This is a genomic window from Halanaerobacter jeridensis (assembly GCF_016908315.1).
Lineage (GTDB): Bacteria > Bacillota > Halanaerobiia > Halobacteroidales > Halobacteroidaceae > Halanaerobacter > Halanaerobacter jeridensis.
Genome location: NZ_JAFBDQ010000005.1, coordinates 177909 through 201545 on the forward strand (window position 1 = coordinate 177909; position 23637 = coordinate 201545).

Below are 23637 nucleotides of genomic sequence, written 5' to 3' on the forward strand. Positions count from 1 at the left end.
GAATTTTTATTTAAAAATAAATTATTACCTTCTAGAAGGGAGCTGTTTAATTATTTTAAGACAAAAAATAGAATTTATTATCTATTAAATCTTAATTATTCCATTTTTTTAAAGTTTAAGATACTAATTGTTCACTAAATTCTCTTTGGTATAATTGCTTATACATACTATCTGACTGCTGAATCAATTTTTCATGACAACCTCGTTCAGCAATGCCATCTTCAGTCAGCACTATAATTTCATCAGCATTTTTTACTGTTGATAATCGATGAGCAATTACTAATGTCGTTCTATCTTCAGCTAATCTCCTTAAAGATTCTTGAATTATTTTTTCACTTTTATTATCTAAAGAAGAAGTTGCTTCATCTAAAATTAAAATTGCAGGGTCTTTTAAGAAAGTACGAGCAATTGAAATTCTTTGCTTTTGACCTCCAGATAATTTAACGCCTCGCTCACCTATGTTAGTATTATAACCATTTTCTAGGTCTAAAATAAATTGATGAGCATTAGCCTTCTTAGCAGCAGCAATTATCTCTTCCTCTTTAGCATCTAAACTACCGTAAGCAATATTATCTTCAACCGTCCCATTAAACAAAAACACATCCTGCTGGACCGTACCTATATTACCGCGCAGCGAATTCAAAGTAAAGTTTTCAATACTTTCACCATCGATTAATATTTCACCGCTATCAATTTCATAAAATCGCGGTAACAACCTGCATAAAGTTGATTTACCTGCTCCAGATGGGCCAACAAACGCTACAGTTTGACCGGCATCAATCTCAATATCAATATCTGATAAAACCTTAGAATGATGGTCATAACCAAAAGTAACATCATTATAATAAATTTGACCTGTAATATCCTCTAATTCTTTAGCATCAGGCTTATCTTGGATTTCTGGATCAATATTCAACAATTCATTGAATCTTCTAAAACCAGCCATGCCTTTTTGGAACTGCTCATTAAATCTAACTAAACGCTCTAAAGGCTTAATAAATAGCCGCACATAAAAGATAAAAGCTATTAATTCTCCAACTGTTAATTGTTCTAAATAAATAAAATAGCCACCTGCTGCTAAAGTAATCAATGTAATTAGATTACTTAAAAAAGTCAGACTAGAAAAGAAAGTCGCCATCACCTGCATCGCATCTTCTCTCTTTTTACGATAAGTATGATTCTGATTTAGAAACTTATCAAACTCAAATTCTTCATTAGTAAAGGCCTTCATTACTCTAACACCACTTAAACTATCTTCAATTTGAGAATTCAAATTACCCATTTCTTCTTTAATATTGCGGAAAGCTTGGTGCATTCTATCACCTAATTTAAATGAAATGAAAGCCATAATCGGTACTACTAAAAAAGTAAATAAGGCTAACTGCCAGTGAATAGTTAATAAAATTCCAAAAGAACCCAAGATCATAACCAAAGAAATAAATATATCTTCTGGTCCATGGTGAGCCATTTCTGATAAGTTATTTAAGTCATTAACTACTCGGGACATTAAATATCCTACTTTATTATCATCATAGAATTTAAAAGATAATTTCTGCAAGTGAGTAAATAAATCCTCACGCATATCAGTTTCCATTCTAATTCCTACTACATGTCCCCAATAATGAACTATATACTGTAATACCAAACGCAAAATATAAAGAACAAATAAAATTCCGATTGCTTTTGCCACTAGAGAAAAATTACGACTAGGAAAAAAATCATCTATCATATCGCGGATGAAAATCGGGAATACCAAATCTAGCCCCGACATCCCAAAGGCACAGATCAAATCCACTACAAATAACTTCCAATGCGCCTTATAATAACTTATAAATTTTTTCAGCATTTTGAATCCCCCTATATTATGTGTTTTCAATAATTACGATTATAAAAGAATTATGGTCTTATGTCAAAAAAAGCAACTTAGGCACTTACACCTAGGTTGCTTAATTCTTAAAAACACTAATTAATTCTCGCCATGACGATAAATTTAAATTAGAATCTAGATCAGAAGCTAGCTGTCTGTACTTTTGCGAAATAGTCGCCATACAAACGTTATATTTATTTCCTATATATTCTTGTGTCCCTTGCCAACAATTCAAGCGACAAATCAAATATTCTACTGCAGCCGCCCAACTTTTAGCTTGACCGCTTATATTATCTGTCTGCCCTTTATAATTACGCCACATTAGGATAGCTTTACTGATATAATCTTCAAATAAATCCCCAGTCATACGATCTACTAACAATTCCTCTACTCGGTCTTGAAAAATATTATCCGGTTTTTCTAAACCTAGATTATCTCGAACCTGATTTATATTATTAATAATTTGTTCATTATTGTTATAATCCAATTCAGCTAATAACTCAATCTCAGCTAAACTTTGTTTTAATTTCTCTCTCCCCGCTTCAGTTTGAGATAATTCCTGGGGACTTTGTCCATTTAATATCTTTTGAGGCTGCTCGATAAATTTTTCAATATCCACCTTATCCCCCCTCAAATCAATAATAATCCCAAGCAAACAACTATTCCACCTGCAATAGTAGCAAGCAGGTCAAGGACTTCTACTGTATGCTGCTGAGGATGATAATAATCATATACTTCTTTTCCTACACCAGCTATAATAACCATTACCATAGAAAACCAATGATTACTTCCTAATATAAAACAAAATGTGAATATTAATACTCCAGCTAAGAAATGTTTCACTTTATCAACAGGCATGATTATCACACCTTTCACTTTTTGACATAAAAATCTATCTCCCGATGATATCCTGCCCCATCAACTACATGCAATTGATGTTCTCCGCTAGCAGGCAGCATTAGTTTTTGATGACTTCCTTTCGTAGTACCTAAATATTGTTGATCTAAATACCAAAACAGCTTGCTATTTTGCCCAGAATGAGCTACTTTAAAGGTGACTTTTTGATAATTGCCATTACTACCACGAGGTATCGAAATAATACTATCCTGTTGGGGATAAATAAATTCAATTGGATTATTATTTGTAACTGTCGGACAATCGGCTCTATGCGGCAAAGTCGTATACACATTATTCCCCCGTTTACTGAGATAGGCTACTACCTGCGGTGGATAAACAACTTCCAGACTCTTAGTCAAATCATCACGTTCCCAACAGCGCGAACAGACTTCTCTTGTTTGCGCTTGATTAGTATATACAATTTCTTCATAGGGAGAATAGCGCAGAGGCTTAGCATTTTTAGGCACTACAGCTGTAGTTAAATCTGCTAAATCCTGCTCCATAATTTTATCAGACAGACGATAACCTGTCTGGGCTGAAACCTTTATTTCTTCTAAATCATCTTTAGGTTTAGCAAAAAAATCTTGATAGTAATCCTTATCTAAACTATTAAATAATTCAAAAAACAATGGTGCTGCTGCATTTAAACCGCTGATTTTCTGATTTTCCTGTCCATTAAAATTACCAACCCAGACAGCAATTGTCCACTCAGGAGAAGTTCCAACTGCCCAAGCATCACGGTTGCCATAACTCGTTCCGGTTTTCCAAGCAATTCGGTACTGAGAAGAATAGTTACGCCAAAAGTAATCTGCTCCCGGCCGCTTTAGGTCATCAATGATATCTAAAGTTAAATAAGCAGCCCCTGGAGTAATTAGCTGTTGAGCTTGATCAACAGTAGTGAATAACTTGTCTTCTGACTGCATAACTTCTAATCCCGAAAAATGACCATAGTTACCTAAACCTCGGTATAATGCTGCTATATCCCAAACTTTAATCTCAGCTCCTCCCAGCGCTAGAGGTAAACCATAGGCTTCTGCATCACGAAACAAAGTGGTTATCCCTGCTTCTTCTAATAAATTATAAAACTCCTGGACTCCGTATTGATCTAATAAACTAACAGCTGGCGCATTCAAAGAATTAACTAAAGCTTTGCGAGCAGTCACAACTCCAGCAAAATCATTATCGGCATTATAAGGAGAATAAGCTCCATAACTATTAGGAATATCTTCAATTTTACTGGGCGGAATAATCAACCCTTGATCCATAGCTCCAGCATATAAAAATGGTTTTAAAATTGAACCGCTTGATCTTTTCATCTGTACACCATCTATTTTGCCGCTGTGTTGATGGTCAAAGTAATCATTAGAACCAATATAACTTTTTACCTGTCCTGTTTTAGTATCAGCAATTAATACAGCACAGTTATTAACTCCCTGCTGCTGTAATTTCTGCATATATTTCTGTACAATCTGAGTACTCTGCTGCTGAAGATCTTTATTAATTGTAGTCTTGATTACATCCTGCTTGTACTTATTATTTAAACGCCGGGCCAAGTGCGGCGCCGCCAAATCAAAAGCCTGTTCTCCCTGAGGAATTTCTTCTGCCTGCGCTAACTGACATGTCGTTTCATCAATTATTCCTTTACGCTGCAGTTTATCCAATAAGCGATTGCGCTTAGTTTTTAACTTCTCCCGCCCCCGCGTCGGATTAATCAAACTAGGACTATTCGGCAGCACGGCTAACAAAGAAGCTTGGCCCCAAGTCAAGTCAGCCGCCTCTTTGCCAAAATAACGCTGAGCAGCAGCCTGATAGCCCTTAATATTACCACCATAGGGAGCATGATTTAAATACAAACGGAGTATTTCTTCTTTACTATACTTCATTTCTAGGCGCAGAGCTTGTATCATTTCAATTAATTTATTAACCACTGTTCTATCTTTTTCTTTAGCTAAGCGGGCCACCTGCATTGTAATTGTACTCGCGCCACTAACTATCTTTCCTGCCCGTAGGTCTTGGACAATGGCTCTTCCTACCGCTAAAGGGTCAACTCCCCAGTGGCTGTAAAAACGTTTGTCTTCAAACTGAGTCACTGCCGTAATTAACTTAGCAGGCAGTTCCTTATCCTGCGGCGGAAAAATCCACTGCTCTTGAGAATTTAAAAAAACACGTAACTGCTCTCCATCTTCATCGACTACCACTGTACTATAGTCATCAGGAAAGAGAGGAGCCGGCAGTTTTGTTAACTGCCACACTCCTCCTCCTATAATTAAAACTGCTATTAAACTAGCTAATATGATTTTAACCTTGTTGTTAAACATTATTATCACCTATCTACTTAAAACTTCTACTCGCTGTCCGGCAGTAGTAGCCTTATAGCGATTATCATACATTGCTTCAACTAATGTCGGCGGTAAATAAAACTCACCGACTGTTACTGTATTGATCTTAACTACAAATTCAAGATCATCCTGATATTTATCCATATCAAAGAACCAACGTACTCTATCATCTCTAATATCCAAATACTCTTCATTATCTAAATCATAATCATCCATCCAAGCTGGGAGTTTTTCATTAGATAAGCGAATATTTTCTATTTCCCAACCTGCTGGTAAAATCTGCACTAAGGCTACTTCACTTAACTCCTTATCAACAGTTTTATCTACTGTAAAGTGCCCCCAGAAAGTAGTGCCCTGCTCTAATTTTGTCGGATCAATCTTCTTTCCGGCTTTATTTAACCACTCTACCTGTAAGGCCATATTATTCTCTTCTGCCTTTATTTCATCGCGATGAGGAATACCTTCCCACTCTAAAGTCGCAAATAACGGCTGCTGGGATTTATTCTTAACTGTTACCTCTCCGCCAAAACTATCATTGACTGGCACTGCAGCAATTTTATCTGTAATTGTCGCTTCTTTTTCTTCTCCCTGGGCAGTTATAACTTCTGCTGCTAATTCCTCTTGACTATCACCTGTTGCCTTCAGATATTGACTAGCAGCTAATAAAGAGTAAGCTGTACTCTGGGTTGAATACCAATCATCTGTTGATAACTCTTCAGCAATATCATTATAAACTGCTAAGGCTTGATCATACTTGGCAAATTGCGTTAAAATATCAAGAATAACAGCTTTATCACGCAGTCTCGAACCATAAGTCCCACCTGTCTCGCGATATTCCTGCACATCAAAGCCTAAATCGTCAATTAATTCCTGGGCTACTTCGTCATAACCTAAGACCTGATAAGCACCAGCTAAAAAATACTTAGTTGGAGTTCGCATCTGCCCTAGTTCATTTTCCCGCATGTAGTTCATTTCGCTAACTATTCCTTCATCTGCTAAAGCAAGTAAATACAAACGGTAAGCTCTAGTTAAACGATGTCCTTCTTTATCTCGACTCTGCTCTTGTTGATAATCTAACCAAGCTGCAAACATATCCTGCGGCACAGCATAGCCCTGTTCTTGAGCAGCTAACAAGAAATGCCCGGCATAATTAGTGCCCCATAAACTAGCGCGGTGACTGTTCGGCCAGTAAGAAAAACCGCCGTTGTCTAACTGGAATTTGCGCAGCCGCTGGATACCGCTGTTAATATTCTTATCTATTTCTTTAATTCTCTCTTGCTCTAATTTAGAAATCTCTTCTAAATAAAGCTGAGGGAAAATACTAGAAGTCGTCTGCTCAATACAACCATAAGGATATCTAATCAACCATTTCAAACGGTGCTGTAGGTTAAGACTTCTCCGCCGTGATAAACTAACCTGCGCATAATTAGAATTAGCTATTCCTTTTTTAGGCACCGGCAAAGTAACTTGTTCGCCGCTGGCAATCACTTCTTTAGTCCCTTTATAAATATAAGGATTATATGGTCTAACGGCTAAATTAATCGTCTTTTGACTCTGATAATTATTTTCCTGAGCTTGAGCTTTAAAGGTGATTTTAGCTTCGCCAATTCCATCAACAGCTTTTAAATTAAAGTTAATATCTTTATTTTCAGCTCCATTAAAGGCTAAATTCTTTTCCTCAGCGCCTACTACCTCTATTGGACCTTCTACTTCCAAACTAACTTCTACATTAGCTAAATCTTCTGCCATACCAAAGACTGTAACAGGAACTTTGATTTCATCTTTGGGTCCTAAAACTCGCGGTAAAGTAGGCATTAACATTAAATCAGATTTGACAGGGATATTTTTCTCGGCTGCTCCATAACTTCCCTGTTCGGCTCCTACAACCATTACCCGCACACTGCCGATATAATTCGGCATCTTGAAGTCAACTTCAGCTTGGCCTTGTTCGTCAGTTTTAATTGGCCCTTTAAACATCGCTACCGGTTCAAAACGATTAGTTTCTTCAGCCTGTAGTTGTTTTTCTTGGTAATCCTTAGACATCTTTCTTGTCTCAGCACCGCCAATGGAAAAGACATTATAAATATAACCTGAATCAAGACCGATAATATCAGCTAAATTATCAAAGGTCTGAGTAATTAATCGTTCTTTCTTAAAGAAATGATCTAGCGGATCAGGCGTTTTAAAATTAGTGATATTTAATAAACCTTCATCAACTACAGCAATAGTAAACTGCGACTGTTCTTTCTCTTCTGTATTGACCTTAACTCTAAATTCTTCTTTCGGCTGTACCTTTTCTGGTACCTGCAGTTGATAATTTAGCCGAGCATTCTTTTTAGTCACAGCTAAAGATTCAATCCCGTACATTCTAATTGGCAAATCATTATTATTCTCTTGCGGCTGTAATACTGAAATAAAGACATAGGCATTCGGGATATGCTCTTTAGTAATACCTACTTCAAATACAGTCTGGTTACTCGTGATTTCTTTCCATTCTTTTTGCAGAATCCGACCGTTCTTTTCAACGGCTAATAAAGCCCGCCCTGTCTGCGGAGTATTAACTGCTATTTTAGCAGTCTCGCCGGGATAATACTGGTCTTTATCAGGTTTTAAAGTTACCACATCAGCACTCTGTTTATTCCCTTCATCGCCCCACCAATAAGAACGGAAGAAGTAACCGGCTTGATGTCCTCCTTCTACATCTGTCACTTCTAAGAACATCTCTCCATAATCTTCTAACTGATATTTTAAAGTAGCTAAATCCTGCCGTGAAGTAATTGTCCCCTGCTTCACAACTTCTATATATTTATCTTTTTTAAAGTGTTTTCTAAATGAATCACGATCATCATATTCCCACCACCAATAACGGCGCATACGATAAATTTTATACTTCAACTTCTCGCCGCTAATCAACTCGCCATCTTTATCGACTAAGGCTAAATTAAAATTAACTTTACTGCCAATAGCTAAGCCATCATCTTTCAACTTCTTAATTCCCACAAATCTATCATAAGTTTTAACTGGAATTTGTTCTTGAGCGGGAACAGGACGACCGCCTTTTTCTAATACTTTAGTATCAATCTTAACCCGCAGTCCCGATGGAACATCTGTAATTTGCGGTAGTTCCCAACTTATATTTGTTTTCCCTTGTTGGTCAAGCTGCTGTTCAAATTTTTTACTCTTAATTGCTTCCCAATGCTGACCTTGATTTGTAAACACAAAAGAGTTGAATTTAGCAAAATCTACTGCATATGGTTCAATACTAATTTCTGTTTTACTATCTAATCCTTTAGCCGGAGCACCAAATAGATATTTAGATGATAATGAGAAATCAACTATCTCATCATCTAAAGTTAATTTTTCCTGCTCGGGATTGATTTTAACTTCAATCCGATACGGTACCACTGATTCTACCTTTAATTCTTTGAAGAATGACTGACTGCCTACTTCAGCCTCTAGCTCCCAACTACCTGTTAAAGCAGTATCTTTAGTGCTAAAGTCAAAGGTATAAAAACCATCTTCAGCTTGACGATTTGTTTCTTCATAGACTAATTTCTTTTTAGGATTATAGACCTTAACTGTTACTGGGTGATCAGCAGGAAAAGTATTGCTTTCATTACGCACAATCGCTGCTAAATGTACTTTATCTCCCGGCCGGTAAACACCGCGGTCAGTATAAAGAAAAGTCTTTAAGCCTTGTTCGTTATTTACTCCCCCCGTATCAAACAATGACGTATCTAACTTAGTAGCATCAAATTCTAATACCGATAACTGCTGACCTTTTTTAACTTCTATATAATCAGCACTACCCTCTAAGACAGCCATTCCTTGTTGATTAGTCATCGCTGTATCTACTACTTCAGCCGGATGGTCATAGTCATCATAATTATCTCCATCATCATCACCGCGATCGCCGTCATCTTCATCATTATCTGCTTCATGACCACCGCTGTGATCATCATAGTCATTTTTTAATTCTACTACTGCATTTTTAACCGGCTCCGTCGTTAGTATATCATTTACAAACACATGAGTTTTACCAGCAGAACGCTTGACTGTAACTCCTAAATTACTTAAAATCAAATGTTTAGCTTTCTGTCCGTGATTACGAATATGTCTTTGACAGTCATAATCATCCCACTCTGGTGGCATATAAAGAGTATCATCTTCGTCAAACTCTAACTGGACAATGTATAAACCTGGCTGACTCTTTTCAATAGCTGCCGCTAAATCCAGCTGCGAAGTAATCCATTTATTTTTAGACTGACCTACATCTAATGTTTTAACATCAATCACTTCTCCTGCCCACTGGAAAGAACGCTCTTCATATTCGTTAAAACTTCTCCCCTGCGGACGATAAGAATTTCGTTCTAAAAATTCTACTACATCATCAGCATTAATTTTCTTTACTTTAGCTGTTACTCGCTGCACATTCATAGTTTGAAAAGCAATCTTTTGCTCTTTTAAAGTAGTTAAATAAATTCCGGATTGAGCAAATCTAAGTTTGGGCTCTATATCAGAAATTTCAACTGTAAAGTCTACGTTTTTAGTAGTTTTGAGTTGACTGCCTAATTTTCCTTTTAACCCTTTAAATAACTGAACCCGATACTTTTGATCAGGCTTAAAGTCACCCTTCAGAGTTAACCCCCGCCCCTCGACTTGCACATCATAATTAAGATCTGGTTTAACATTCAAATATGCCTTATAGTTTAAATTTTGCGCCAAATAATCAGAAAAGAGCAAGCGCAAATTAGAATGATCATCAACTTTTTGCTCTTCTACATCAACCACCCGCAGCGGTCCTACTGCCGGTAATAAATATTCTTTCTTTACTTGCTGAGCTAAATTCAATCGTTCTTTATCAATTAGAAGCTTAAACTTCATGTCTTCTTCAGTCCGCGCTACCTTATCAGACACTAGCTTAAATTTATGATTATCTTTTGTTTCAACTGCCCACTCAATCTGCTGCGGTCCTGACAATTTTACTGCTTCTCTAACAGCTTTCCGACTTGCCTCTTCAGCTAATTCAAACTCAGCTTTAAAACGAGCCTGTTTCTGCCCTCCATCAACTAACTCAAATTCTCCCTGCCAGCTTAATAGCCGTTGGCCTAAAGTTCTAAATTGAATACTTTTTTTATCAGGCTTAACTTCTTGGAGATTGGGAAACACTTTAGCCAAATCAATTAAACCGGTATAATTCTTGGCCCCTGTTAGTTTATGCTGCGGCTTAAAAACAATTGTCTTAGTATCCCTCCAATAAACTTGGCCCTCTAGTTCTGGAGTGAAATTGAATATCTCCTCTTTTTCTAAAGGATAATCAATATAATCCTCATCTATCTGTGCTTCAGCAAACTCCACTGCTATCCTACCATCAGCTTCAACTACTCCTGAAGTGACTCGCGTAATAGTCTTACTAGAACTATCATTAGTTATCATTTCTTCACTAAGATCTTTAGGTTCGACATTACGTCCAATTAAAAATGCAATTAATCCTATTAATAATAACAAAGCAATTATTAATCCAAAATTATCACTGATTACTTGTCTTAAGGAAGAAAACATGGTTACCACTCCTAACATAAAATTAATTTATCTAATAATAACTAATTATATTTTTCCTTCTTATCATATACTACTATATAACAAGCTTAATTACCTTTTTCAAAAAAAATAAAACAGACCAAAAATCTTGATCTGAGTTTATATTTATTCAATTTCTTGTAGTAAACCTTCAGCAGCAAAAGACTCTATTTTAAAATCATTATATAACTGTTGATTATTTTTAGTCATATCTTCAATAACCTTTTTTAATTTTTTAATATGATTATATAACTCCTCAGCTTGTGAAGAAAATTCTGTGCTAGAAGCAGAAATTTCTTCTACTGAAGCACTAATTTGTTCAGTAGCTGCTACTTGACTTTCTGTAGCATTATGAACTTGCTTCATTCTATCTCTCATTTCAGCTGAAGATGACTTAATTTCTTGAAAAATATCATAAATATTTTCATTCGACTCATCTTGGGGCATCATACTCTTAATAGATTCATTAGCTACCCCTTTTACTTCAACCATAATTTCTTTTGCTTCTTTAGCTAAAACCATACTTTCATCTGCTAAGTCTTTAATATCATCTGCTATCGCTCCAAAGCCTTGATTAGAATTTGCTAATTCTATAGCCCCATCTAAAGATAATAAATTAGTCTGTTGAGCTAGTGCCATGATTTTATCTGTTATTTCTTCTACTTTAGATACACTTCCTTCTAACTCTTCCATAGCTACAGCAGCCTGATCAACTAATTCGGTCCCTGATTGAATCTTTTTATCTGTTTCTTTAACTAAAGCAAAAGTCTTCTTCCCATTAGTTGAAATGTCTTCCGCTCTTTGCGCTAAGTTTTCTACTCCTTCTGCTATTTCATGAATTGCCTTTGCAATTTCTTCTACTGCTATTACTGTTTCTTTATCACCTGCTTTAATATTTTCTATAATCTCAAACAAATTACTAAATTGTTTATTAATCTTTTCAATCTGTTGTCCGTAAGAGGAGAGATTATTAAGAGTTTCTGTTAGTTCATTAAGTTGCTGATCAATCAATTCTTGAGCATAAACACGGCAATTAATCTTTTTATTTAATCCATTATAAACAGCTACAGCAAAATCATGGCAATTAAAATAGCCACAGGAACTACAATTTATATAACGAGATTTTTCACTTTTTTTGCCTAAACTCTGGAAAATAGATTCTAAATTTTCTTCATTAGGATAATTAATATTATTTTTAGCACTTAAATCTTTATATTCTCTAGTATATAAACCAGACTTCCATTTTTGTTTTACCTCTTTGGCTAAACTATTATTATTAAAAAAGCTAGTCAGTGAGCCTTCATTATTTTTATATTTTTCTTTCATTTTCTGACTGCGCTGATTAACTGCAAATTCTAATTCATCTCTACTTTTATCACTACTAACTGCTCCTGGCCCGCCATTACATCCTAATCCACAACTTAGACAATCTATTAATAAAGGATTAAAACCATGTTCAATACTTTCTTCAAGCTCTGCTAAATAATCATAAACTTCTTTCACTGCTGCAATCTGTCTCCTAGAATTTTCTACTTCTTCTAAATCACGTTGAGCAACCTCTAATAATCCACCCGGTTTAGAAACTAAAACCCCTCTTTCAGGGTCAGGAGTAGTATAATCTTCTTCTGAGTATTGAAATAAAGTCTGACTTGAATTTTTAAAATGTTCTTTAATTGATTTAAAAGTCACATTATAATCTCCCACACCCGTTTCTTCTAATTCTCTTTTCTTCGATAAACAGGGAGAGACAACAACAACTTCATGAGCTTGATACTGAGGATAAAAATGCTTAATCATCTTAATCGTATGTATTGTAGGACTATCAACTGGAGCTAAATAATCTAACAATTGTGGTTGATAAATTTCTAAATAATTGATTATTGTCGGACATTGCTGTGAAATTATACAAGTAGGACTTTCATTTTTTATATATTCAGAATAACTTTTAATCATCAATTCTGCTCCAAATGCAGCATCAAATACCGCTGCTACTCCCAAATCATCTAAGCAACCATTAATTCTTAAATAATTATTAGGAAAATCAGCTACTACTGCTGGATCTACAACTGCTACTAAATCTTCGTTTTCCTCGAGCAGCATCTTTTTAACTTGCTTCCAATCATCAATTCCAGTTCTAGCATCATGATTACAGGCTTCAATACATGCTCCACATCCGATACACATGTCATCATTAATCTCAACATAATCAGAACTACCGTCATTACAAAATTTGACTGGACAAACTGCTATACATCTTTGACAATTTATGCACTTTTCGGGGTTTACTTTTACTAATTTAGACAACATTGAAACTCCCTCCTTATTAATTAAAAAACTACTCCTACAATATATAGTTTGTATTATACAATAATACATAGTAAATAAACTTTTAAATTTCAAATTACTATAATAGGTCGCAAAATTTATAAGCTACTATTTTTAATCTTTTCTAGATTTAACCTAATATTTCCTTCACTTGAAATAAATTATTGCAAAAAAATAAAAACCGAGCCATAATATTGGCCCGTTAATTTATTATATCTTGAAATTTTCTTGCTTTTAGCAAATTAACTTTTACTCTACCTCTTTCTGCTTTACACACTTGTCTCCTACAAAAACTAACACTATCTTCTTCAGATTCTCTCTTTCACTTAGTTCCTCTGCCTGCTTATATTTTAATATCTGTTCTCTAGCTGCTTCGAATTTAGCTTGGACTATATCTTCACCTTGGTCATCATATTCACTCTTCTTGATATATTTCAATTCAATTATTGCCTCGTAATTTGGCTCTATCCCACTTCGTTCTAATAATGCTATATCAATATAACCATCTTCTACTTCATACTCACTTTTAACGTAATATACTCGGCTCAACATTAAGTAACTAAGCATTGTTAGCTTAATATATTTCTCATCAAAATCTATATAGTCTCGATTAGATAACCGCCGCAAAGTTTCTTCTACTATATTTACAAAGTCTGTTATTTCTCCTTCTAAAGCTAACTGCACTATACTTTTTTTAATATCTACAGTCTCAATTTCATAATCCGCATCATCTTTAATTATCTTAGCAAAAAAATCAAAGTAAAGCTCTTTAACTACATAATTAGGTACTCTCAAATTAACTAAATTCAATACTGTACTATCAATAGTTAAAAATCCCAAATAAAATAACAACGATAAAAAATCTTCGACAGTAAATTCTTTAGCCAAGCTAAATTCTCTAGTAATTGCAGTCTGCTGTAATTCTTCATTCAAAATCCCATCTAATATTTTATAATTTCTTTCCTTATTCTTTAACGTGAATAATTCTCGCATTTTAGCATAATCACTAGAAATATTAGTATCAATTAAATCACTCGGCTCTTTGTTTTCCTTTAAATAGCTTTTAAAATAATACAGTACCATATCACTATTAAATAGTCTTTCCTCTGCATCTTGATTAAACAAATAACCATTATAATACCTTTTTAATTTTTTCATTAGTTCTTCTTTATCAACATCTTCAGCCACTAATTTATCAATTAAAGATCTAACTTCTTCAGTAGTAAAACCCATCATTTCATTTAATCCCCGGTCGCGACTTACATTGGAAGCTATATTAAAACCGCTAGTCAAGCTATCAAGAGTAATCGGGCTCACTCCCGTTGCAAAAATTCGATCTACCGTCCCATCTGCTGTCCCCTGCTTTAAAATCTCATACCACTTACGGACAAACCCTGTCTTACTAATTGTCTCTTCAAAGGTATCAACTTGAAAACTTAATAATTCATTCGCAAAATAATCGTACTCATCTATTAATACATAAATTTTTTTATCAATTTGATACTTGACTCGTCCCAAAAAAGAATTGAATATTTCCGAAGGCATACCAGTTTTGTCATAATCAAAATCTAAATTATATTTATCCATAAATTCATTTAATGCTTTCACAACATTTTTTGTAAAACTTTTTACTAAATCATCTTTAGTATCAGTATTAATCCCCGAAAAATCAAAACTTAAAACATAATAGCTATTAGCTAAATTAGTCGGATTATCTCCTATATATAAATCTCCAAATAATTCATTGAAATCATCTTGATTATTACAATCATAGTAATGCTCTAATGTAGATACAAATAAACTTTTCCCGAATCTACGCGGTCTTAAAAAGAAGATGTATTTTTCTCCATAACTCTCTAATATTTCTATATAATTTGTCTTATCCATATAAATATATTCCTGAGTAATTAAATTTTTAAAATTACTAATTCCATATGGAATCTTAGCCATCTTATTTCCCTCCTAACAATTCTTATTATATCCTAAATCTAGAAAAATAACAATCTAACTGTACTTACCAAAAAAGCCCCGGGCCAATGTCCCTGCCCGAGGCTTTACATGCTTCATCATCATACTCAATTTATTTACTCATCTTTCCCGCTATAAATCCATCAATAACTCTTTAAATCCAGGGAATGAGATATTAATACATTCCGCTTCTTCTATTTCTACCGGTTCATCGGCAATCAGTCCTGCTACTGCTAAAGACATAGCAACGCGGTGGTCATCATAGCTAGAACAAGTCACTCCACCTTTAATCTCCTGCGGTCCTGCAATTTCTAATCCATCTTCTCGTTCTGTTACTTCTAGACCTAAACGAGTTAATTCTGTTACCATAGCATCAATTCGGTCAGTCTCTTTAACGCGTAGTTCCTCAGCATCTTTAATAATAGTTTTTCCGTCTGCCTGACTAGCTGCTACAGCTAAGATAGGAATTTCATCAATCAATAACGGAATTATATCTCCCTCAATCACTACACTCTGTAGTTGACTCGTCTTAACTTTAATATCAGCAATTGGTTCACCATTAACTTCTCGTTCATTTAATAGCTCCAAATCAACATTCATTGCTTCTAAAGCCTCTATTACTCCTGCTCGAGTCGGATTCAATCCCACATTTTCCAAGACAAGTTCTGAATCAGGAGTAATTGCAGCTGCCACCATTAAAAATGCAGCTGAAGAAATATCAGATGGTACAATTACTTTCTTAGCTTTTAATTGTGGTTCTCCTTTGACACTCACTGTTAACCCATCGACAGTAACATCTGCCCCAAAATAATCAAGCAATCTTTCTGTATGATCTCTTGACTTAGCTGGTTCCACAACTGTTGTTTCTCCATCAGCATATAAACCTGCTAATAAAACAGAGGACTTAACCTGCGCACTAGCCACAGGAGAATGATATGTACATGCTTCTAAATCCTGTCCGCCAATTGTAGTAATTGGCAGTAAATTAGCATTATCGCGACCAAAGAATTTACCTCCCATATCTCCCACTGGGTCAGTTACTCGAGCCATCGGACGCTGTCTCAATGAATCATCACCAGTAGCAACTGAATAAAAATCCTGCCCAGCTAAAATCCCTAACATTAATCGAGTTGTAGTTCCTGAATTACCTAAATCTAAAACATTATCCGGTTCTTCTAAGCCGTGCAGTCCCTGCCCGTGAACTTTCATGTTTGTATTTCCAACACCTTCAATCTCAATTCCCATATCTTGAAAAGCCTGCACAGTACTTAAACAGTCTTCCCCTGTTAAAAAGCCTTCAATTTCTGTCGTACCTTCTGCTAAAGAACCAAGCATTACAGCGCGGTGCGAAATTGATTTATCACCAGGTACTTTGACTGTACCTTCTAAATTTGTTTTAGGTTTGATTGTTAAATCCACTTTTTCCCCTCCCTACATAATATACATTTATTATTCCAAATTTCAAATTATATAATAGCCATTTTGAAATTTTCTTACTAATTGAATAGACTTGGCAGTGCCAAGCCTCTACATGTTTTATTCGTTAATATTTATTTTCCCCAATTTTTATCTTTTATCGTTATTCTTGAACTATCATTACTCTTTAACTTTTTACTGTTTTTTTATTTCTCATTACTTCTTTTCTGTTCACTCTTTACTGTTTTTACTGTTTCTTCTTATTTCTCTTTGCTTTTTTTCACTCTTCACTGCTTTACTCATTACTTGTCACTAATTACTCATCACTGTTTTTTTATTGCTTCTTAACCACTTTATAATTATTTTCCTTCAACAAACGATAAGCTTGCTCTTGTTCTTCTTCCTGCTTGAAACTCAAGCGAATTGTTCCTCCATCATCACGAACTTTTAACACTTCTATATCTTGAATATTAATTCCTGCTTCCCCAAGTAAAGTTGCTGCCTGACCAATTGCATTCGGCTCATCAGGTAAAGTCAAAATTAATTCAAAATTAGACGCCAATAACCCTTTTTTCTTCATCGGCAGTTCTCTTCTAGCTTGTCTTGTTTCCTCTAAATCTGTCTCTAATTCCTCAGCTGACGCTTGATTGATCATTTCTTTAAAATCAGCCAATTTATCTTCAAACACTTCTACAGCATTGAGAACTAATTCACGATTGTTCAAAAAAATATCTTTCCACATTTCTGGATCTCCAGCAGCAATACGTGTCGTATCTCTAAACCCTCCTGCAATTAATGAAGTGATTAACTCATCATCAACTTCATATTCCGAAGCTGTCTTCATTAAGTTCACAGCCACTAAATGAGGCAAGTGACTAGTTACTGCCACAGTTTGATCATGATGTTCCGGAGAAATAATTAAACTCTGAGCACCTAAACCTTCTACTAGTTGCTGTAACTCATCTAAACTAGCTTGATCAGTCTGCTCTGTTTTAGTCAGCACATAAATTGCATTTTCAAATAGATATTTATCAGCTGCAATTGGCCCTGAAACTTCAGAACCTGTCATCGGATGCCCACCAATATAAATGCAGTCTTTAGTAGCAGATTTATGTTCTAGATCCTGCACTAAATTAGATTTAGTACTTCCTACATCTGTAATAATTGTACCTGCTTTAGCATACTTTAACACTTCATCAACTACAGACTTAATACTACCTACCGGCACAGCTACTACCACTAAATCAGCAGCTTGGACTCCTTTTTTTATATCAGCTGTTTCATCAATCGCTTCAATATCTAATGCTTGTTGTAAATGATGGGGATTTTGATCAATCCCCACCACTTTTTCTATTTTATGATTGTCTTTTAATCCTAGACCCAAAGAAGCACCAATTAATCCTACTCCTACAATTGCTACATTATGGATCATCATGTCACCTCGTTATATTTTTTTGCCCACAGCTTCAGCAATAGGCTTCATCTCTTCTACCATCTCTTTAAAGTTTTCTGGTTTCAATGATTGAGGTCCATCAGATAATGCATTCTTAGGATCAGGATGAATTTCACATAATAAACCATCTGCACCTGCTGCAAGAGCAGCTTTAGAAATTGAAGGTACATACTTCCAACTTCCTGTACTATGACTTGGATCTACAACAATTGGTAAATGTGTCAACTCTCTTAATACCGGTACAGCAGATAAATCAAGAGTATATCTAGTATCCTGAACAAAAGTTCTGATACCTCGAATACAAAGCATTACATCATAATTTCCACCAGCCATAATATATTCAGCAGCTAATAAGAATTCACGATATGTTCCTGTCATAGCTCGCTTCAATAGAACAGGAGTATCAGTTTTACCTACCTCTCTTAATAGAGGATAATTCTGCATATTTCTTGCTCCAATCTGTAATACATCTGCGTACTTAGCAACTAATTCAACCTCGCGAGGGTCCATTACTTCAGTAACTACTTTTAATCCAGTTTCTTCTCTGGCTTCAGCTAAATATTTCAAACCTTTTTCTTTTAACCCTTGGAAACTATAAGGTGAAGTTCGCGGTTTAAATGCTCCACCTCTCAACATTTTAGCTCCACCTGCTTTAGCTGCTTTAGCAGCTTCGAATAATTGCTCTTTGCTTTCTACTGAACAAGGTCCAGCCATAAAAGTAAAGTTATCTCCACCAACTTTTACACCATCAATATCTACTACAGTAGGTTCTGGTTTAAACTCTTTACCAGATAATTTATATGGTTTAGTAATTTCAATCACTTCATCAACACCAGGATAAGCGCCAAGAGAATTTAATGCTGCTTCTCTATCACCCTCACCTACAACACCAATTACAGTTTGATGTTCCCCCTTATCAGGATGAGGTTGAAAACCACATTTTTTAACCTTCTCCTCTACTTCTTTAATATTCTCTTCTGTCGCACTAGGTTCCATAACAACTATCATTTTTAATCTCCTCCTTAAATATTCTCACTTCTTTGATTTATTTTATGATAAAAAATTATTAACAACTTAATTTTACATTTGCTACTGCCAAATAATTACACAGCATATATCTTTTTATCCTAGGCATTATCTAGATTGTGATGGGATTAGATTTAGCATTGCCAAATCTCTACATAAAACAATTTTTGGAAATCATTTCACTGTTTCACTCTTCACTTGTTACTATTCTTACTGCTTCACTAATCCCTAATTACTTCTTTCAACTCCTTAATAAATCTTTTATTCTCATCAGGTAGTCCAATTGTAACGCGAATCTTAGTATCATAACCATAAGAATCCATACTTCTAATAATTACGCCGCGTTCTAACATTTCTTGAAATACCTGATTGTTATCTTGCTCTATATCTACCAAAATGAAATTAGTTTGTGTTGGCACATAATCTAAACCTAATTCTTCAAATTGCTGATATAAATATTTTTTGCCCTGCTGATTATATTCTAAACTCTGCTGCACATGTTCTTCATCCTCTAGACTAGCAATAGCAGCTTTTTGGGCCAAGGCTCCAATATTGAAAGGTTGTCTCACTCGGTCTATATAAGAAATAATTTCTTCATCAGCAATTCCATAACCAATTCTCAACCCTGCTAAACCATGAATTTTAGAAAAAGTTCTTAAAATAATTAAATTATCATAATCATCTAAATAATCAATTGTCTCAGGATAATCATCACTAGTCGCATACTCACTATAAGCTTCATCAAAAATAACTAAAACATCATCAGGAACTTCTTCTAAAAATTCTTCTACTTCTTCCTGCCCTACCATTGTACCAGTTGGATTATTAGGATTACAAACAAATATCATTTTAGTTTGTTCAGTAACTGCTTCTAGCATCGCGTCTAAATCATGGGTGTAATCTTTTAAAGGAACTTGCACTATATTTCCTCCCATAATATTAGCCGAAAATCTATATTCACTAAAAGTAGTTTCTGCCATAATAATCTCATCATCTGGATTCATAAAAGCTTGGCCCAGCATAATTACTATTTCATCAGAGCCATTACCAAAAGTTAATTCATTCTCTGCTACTCCTAACTTTTCACTTAACTTCTTACGCAGACGATAAACATTACCATCAGGATAAATATGTACATCTTCTGCTGCTTTTTTCATCACATCAATAGCAGATTGCGATGCTCCTAAAGGATTCTCATTAGAAGCTAACTTAATTACTTCTTCTAAACCTAACTCTCTTTTTACTTCTTCAATTGGTTTCCCTGGTACATAAGGTTTAATACTTAAAATTTCTTCACGAATCAAATCTTTTTTATTCGCCATTTTTTCCTACTCCCTCCTCAGCTAAATCTGGTCTTAACTTTTTAGCATCTTTTAAATAAATATGATTTAATTCTCCTAATTTTTTATCAGTATTATAATGAATTAGTATTCTAATGCATTTATCAAGTGCATCATTGATTGCTAACTCCTGACAACAAAACAAAGCAACATTATCCCACCCTAACTCTCTTGCTGCAACAGCTGGAAATGCACTATTTAAATCCGGTGTTAAAGAAAAAGTAACTGATGCTACATTATCTTCTTCTAATCCATTAGCAGCAATCATTTCATTTAATAATTTAGTAGTTGCTGTAATGATTGCTTTTTCTGTATCTTCTGTTACTGTAATTGCTCCTCTAATTCCACGTACTTTCATTCTTCCACTCCTTCCATCTAATTCTAACTTCTCTGCTACTTAAAAGTTATTACCCTCCGAGTTTTTTAGAAAACAAAAAACTCTCCGTGTAGCCCTAGTTGCTTTAATCTATGCTAATTAAGCGTGCAAGTTAGATGCAGTGCTTTTTGCTGGTCTCTTAGGTTACTGCTCTATGCCCCAAGCCGATTGCCATTTCATTTAAATGTAATAAGCCAATAGCAAAATAAATAGAAACACTAATATGATCACCTTCGCGGGCAATACCAATTTTACCGCCGACATTAAATCCCGTTGCTTTGGAATGAATCTGACTAATTGCTTCTCTCGTTGCTCCTGCTACTGCACCTAATTCAGCATGACTGTCTTCATCTATTACTTCTTCTCGTTCTGCAGCCACAATAGAACGTTCTACAATCTTTTTGATTGAAGAATTAAACTCTCCTCCAAAATCAACTGCTGCTACCTTCATCTCAGTATCTTTATACTTTGTTTTGATTTTATCTTCATCTTCTCGGTCACTTAAACTCATTTTAATTGCTGCTGAAGCTACTTTTTTACTTGTCTCATTTTTGTTCCCCATATAGAATCTCCCCCACTAACTAAAATAATAATACTTTATAAGCCAAAAAACTAAAAAAAGTACTCCCTATAGTCAGGAGTACGCGCACTTATCCCTATATCTATTCTACCCTGACTACTATCCTACAGTTTTATAACTATATTTTATTTTGAATTATCTACTTTTTTTACTCCTACTATTCTACTATACTACACTAACTACTGTTGTAAAAAATACTAACATATATTTTCCAACAACGCAAGAAAAAATTTAAAATTTAGCTTTTGCTTTAACTGTTCCTAGCTTCTTATATTCATTCTTTATCCAAAATTGCTGACCCTCTTTTAGAAAAACTATTTTTTCTGATATGTCTGATAACTGCAACCAAATTGCTTCTTTATATCCTCTAGCATCAATTGCCAATTTATCTCCTGGTCTAACTTTAACTTTAATAAATCCTGCTGCAAAATTACCTACTACTTCTTTATTAACCAAAAGTCTAACTTGCCAAGGATTATCATTGCCCTGCAATTTAAAAATTAAAGTACCTTCTTGAGGGGCAAATACAGTTTTAGCTGTTTGAGAAAATTTATCACTTTGATCCAATTTCAATATATATTTACTATAAGGCACTTTAGAAAGCAAACTTTTATCTACAGCAGTATTGCTCATTATAAACTGCACTGTTACCAATAATACTAATCCCACAACTACTACATTTAAAACTAACTTAGCAACCCACTTAACAAATCTTTCTAAGATTGACTCAGATTTATAATGCACATTATTCTCCCCCTTTAAGCACAGTTTCAATATAATAATATGCTTTTTAGAGGGAGACCATGCATAATTCAATCTTAAATTTGACTACCTACTAAATAAGCAGTTGAAAATGCAGCCTGCAGATTAAACCCACCGGTATAACCATCAATATCAATTATTTCACCAGCAAAGTATAATCCAGACACTAATTTAGATTCCATAGTAGAAGGATCAATCTCTGTAGTATCTATACCACCAGTGGTTACAATTGCTTCTCTAAAACCTCTCGTAGAAGTAATAGTTAATTTTAAATTAGTTAATAATTCTATTAGTTCTTCTCTTTCTGCCGTTGTAATTTGATGAACAAACTTATCAGACGGAATAGAAGATAATTCAATTATTACTGGAATCAATTTACGAGGTAATAAATCTCCCAAGCTATTCTTAAACTGCTTCCGAGAATACTTAGCAAAATCACGCTGCAGGCGATTATCTAGCTTTTCAAATGATAAAGCTGGTTTTAAATTAATACTCAGTTCTATATTTTGATCTAAATACTGTACTGCATCTCGGCTTAGCGTTAAAACAATTGGCCCACTAATACCAAAATGAGTAAACAACATTTCTCCAAATTCCTGTTCTTTCTCTTCTCCATTAACAATTAAAGTAGCCCTTACATTTCTTAAGTTTAAACCTTGAGCTTCTGTTACCCACTGTTCTTTAGTTTCTAAAGGAACCAACGATGGTTTAACTGCTTTAACCTTATGTCCTAATTCTTTGGCTATAGTATAACCATCACCAGAAGAACCAGTACTTGGATAAGCCTTACCTCCCACAGCTATTAAAACATTATCAGCTCTATATTCTGAACCTGATTCGATTCTTACTCCCTTAACTTCATCATCTTCTGTTAAAACCTCTGTAACTTTAGCATTTAATTTTAATTTTACCCCAGCCTGCTCAATATACTTCTTCAATGCTTTAACTATATCTCTCGCATCATCACTAACTGGAAAAACTCTATCTCCGCGTTCTACTTTAGTTTCAACCCCTAAATCTGAAAAGAAAGAACGCAAATGCCAGTTACTAAAAGTATAAAGAGCACTATATAAAAATTTCCCTGTTTCAGGAAAGTTATTTATCATTTCTTCAACTTCGCAGTCATTTGTTAAATTGCACCGCCCTTTACCAGTAATCAAAATTTTCTTTCCAACTTGTTCATTTTTCTCTAATAATAATACATCTTTACCTCTTTCAGCAGCTTTACCTGCTGCCATTAATCCTGCTGCTCCTGCTCCAATTACAATTAAATCATATTTTGACATCTATCTTTAACTCCTTTCTATATAAAGTTGCACTATCGTGCCACTAGCTAGTAGATAAAAGCTAGTGGCTAGTAGTAAATTCAAAACCAAAAAATAAGCAACCTCAAAATGGTATATCCCTGCTCCCACACTTAAAGTAAGACTGCATTGGTGGGAGATAAAATTATTTCGCAGCGTATTTAAATCTAGTTTGGTAATGAGTCTTAATGAAGTGAAATTAAAGTGAATTTAACTTAATTTTCGATTTAAATTAAGTTAAATTCACTTTAATTGAACGAATTTAGACGAATCAAACTAGATTTATAAGCGAAGAAACAATTTTATCTCACACCAGCAAGCTACACTTTATATAGATTATAACATAATTTATTACAATAAGAAAACCTCTTACTTATTATAAAGCAAGAGGTCTTTAACTTGAA

General features: G+C 34.6%; 15 protein-coding genes. All 15 read right to left on the reverse strand.

From position 1 onward, the window contains the following. Positions 1 to 115: 115 nt before the first annotated feature. The 15 genes from JOC47_RS06495 to JOC47_RS06565 all read right to left on the reverse strand — a co-directional run bounded on the left by JOC47_RS06495 (position 116) and on the right by JOC47_RS06565 (position 23215). Positions 116 to 1846: an ABC transporter ATP-binding protein gene (locus tag JOC47_RS06495; protein ID WP_204701244.1), complete on the reverse strand. Its 1731-nt coding sequence runs from the start codon at positions 1844 to 1846 to the stop codon at positions 116 to 118. A 100-nt stretch (positions 1847 to 1946) separates the two neighbouring features. Continuing rightward, positions 1947 to 2486 (reverse strand): hypothetical protein, encoded by a 540-nt coding sequence (locus tag JOC47_RS06500; protein ID WP_204701245.1) that lies wholly within the window; start codon positions 2484 to 2486, stop codon positions 1947 to 1949. Between the two features lie 11 nt (positions 2487 to 2497). Then, complete coding sequence (locus JOC47_RS06505) at positions 2498 to 2725, reverse strand: hypothetical protein (protein WP_204701246.1); 228 nt, start codon at positions 2723 to 2725, stop codon at positions 2498 to 2500. Between the two features lie 14 nt (positions 2726 to 2739). Continuing rightward, complete coding sequence (pbpC, locus tag JOC47_RS06510) at positions 2740 to 5082, reverse strand: penicillin-binding protein 1C (protein WP_204701247.1); 2343 nt, start codon at positions 5080 to 5082, stop codon at positions 2740 to 2742. Between the two features lie 9 nt (positions 5083 to 5091). Further along, positions 5092 to 10665, reverse strand: a complete 5574-nt coding sequence (locus tag JOC47_RS06515) for an alpha-2-macroglobulin family protein (protein WP_204701248.1) — start codon at positions 10663 to 10665, stop codon at positions 5092 to 5094. A 144-nt stretch (positions 10666 to 10809) separates the two neighbouring features. Then, positions 10810 to 12990, reverse strand: a complete 2181-nt coding sequence (locus JOC47_RS06520; protein ID WP_204701249.1) for a [Fe-Fe] hydrogenase large subunit C-terminal domain-containing protein — start codon at positions 12988 to 12990, stop codon at positions 10810 to 10812. Positions 12991 to 13257: 267 nt separating this feature from the next. Then, positions 13258 to 14958 (reverse strand): AAA family ATPase, encoded by a 1701-nt coding sequence (locus JOC47_RS06525; protein ID WP_204701250.1) that lies wholly within the window; start codon positions 14956 to 14958, stop codon positions 13258 to 13260. A gap of 150 nt (positions 14959 to 15108) precedes the next feature. After that, positions 15109 to 16395 (reverse strand): 3-phosphoshikimate 1-carboxyvinyltransferase, encoded by a 1287-nt coding sequence (gene aroA / locus JOC47_RS06530; RefSeq protein ID WP_204701251.1) that lies wholly within the window; start codon positions 16393 to 16395, stop codon positions 15109 to 15111. A gap of 331 nt (positions 16396 to 16726) precedes the next feature. Next, positions 16727 to 17824 carry a prephenate dehydrogenase gene (locus tag JOC47_RS06535; protein ID WP_204701252.1) on the reverse strand — a complete coding sequence of 366 codons (1098 nt, stop codon included), beginning with the start codon at positions 17822 to 17824 and terminating at the stop codon, positions 16727 to 16729. 12 nt (positions 17825 to 17836) lie between these two features. Next, a complete protein-coding gene (aroF, locus tag JOC47_RS06540; RefSeq protein ID WP_204701253.1) occupies positions 17837 to 18853 on the reverse strand; it encodes a 3-deoxy-7-phosphoheptulonate synthase in 1017 nt (338 codons plus the stop codon). Positions 18854 to 19092: 239 nt separating this feature from the next. Next, positions 19093 to 20193 carry a histidinol-phosphate transaminase gene (gene hisC, locus JOC47_RS06545; RefSeq protein WP_204701254.1) on the reverse strand — a complete coding sequence of 367 codons (1101 nt, stop codon included), beginning with the start codon at positions 20191 to 20193 and terminating at the stop codon, positions 19093 to 19095. After that, entirely contained in the window at positions 20183 to 20569 is a 387-nt protein-coding gene (aroH, locus tag JOC47_RS06550; RefSeq protein ID WP_204701255.1) for a chorismate mutase, read from the reverse strand. Before aroH ends, hisC begins: the two co-directional genes overlap by 11 nt. Before the next feature lie 157 nt (positions 20570 to 20726). Next, positions 20727 to 21149: a HutP family protein gene (locus JOC47_RS06555; RefSeq protein WP_204701256.1), complete on the reverse strand. Its 423-nt coding sequence runs from the start codon at positions 21147 to 21149 to the stop codon at positions 20727 to 20729. 249 nt (positions 21150 to 21398) lie between these two features. After that, positions 21399 to 21911, reverse strand: a complete 513-nt coding sequence (locus tag JOC47_RS06560; protein WP_204701257.1) for a hypothetical protein — start codon at positions 21909 to 21911, stop codon at positions 21399 to 21401. Positions 21912 to 21985: 74 nt separating this feature from the next. Then, on the reverse strand, positions 21986 to 23215 hold the full coding sequence (locus JOC47_RS06565; protein WP_204701258.1) for a BaiN/RdsA family NAD(P)/FAD-dependent oxidoreductase: 1230 nt from the start codon (positions 23213 to 23215) through the stop codon (positions 21986 to 21988). Positions 23216 to 23637 lie beyond the last annotated feature (422 nt).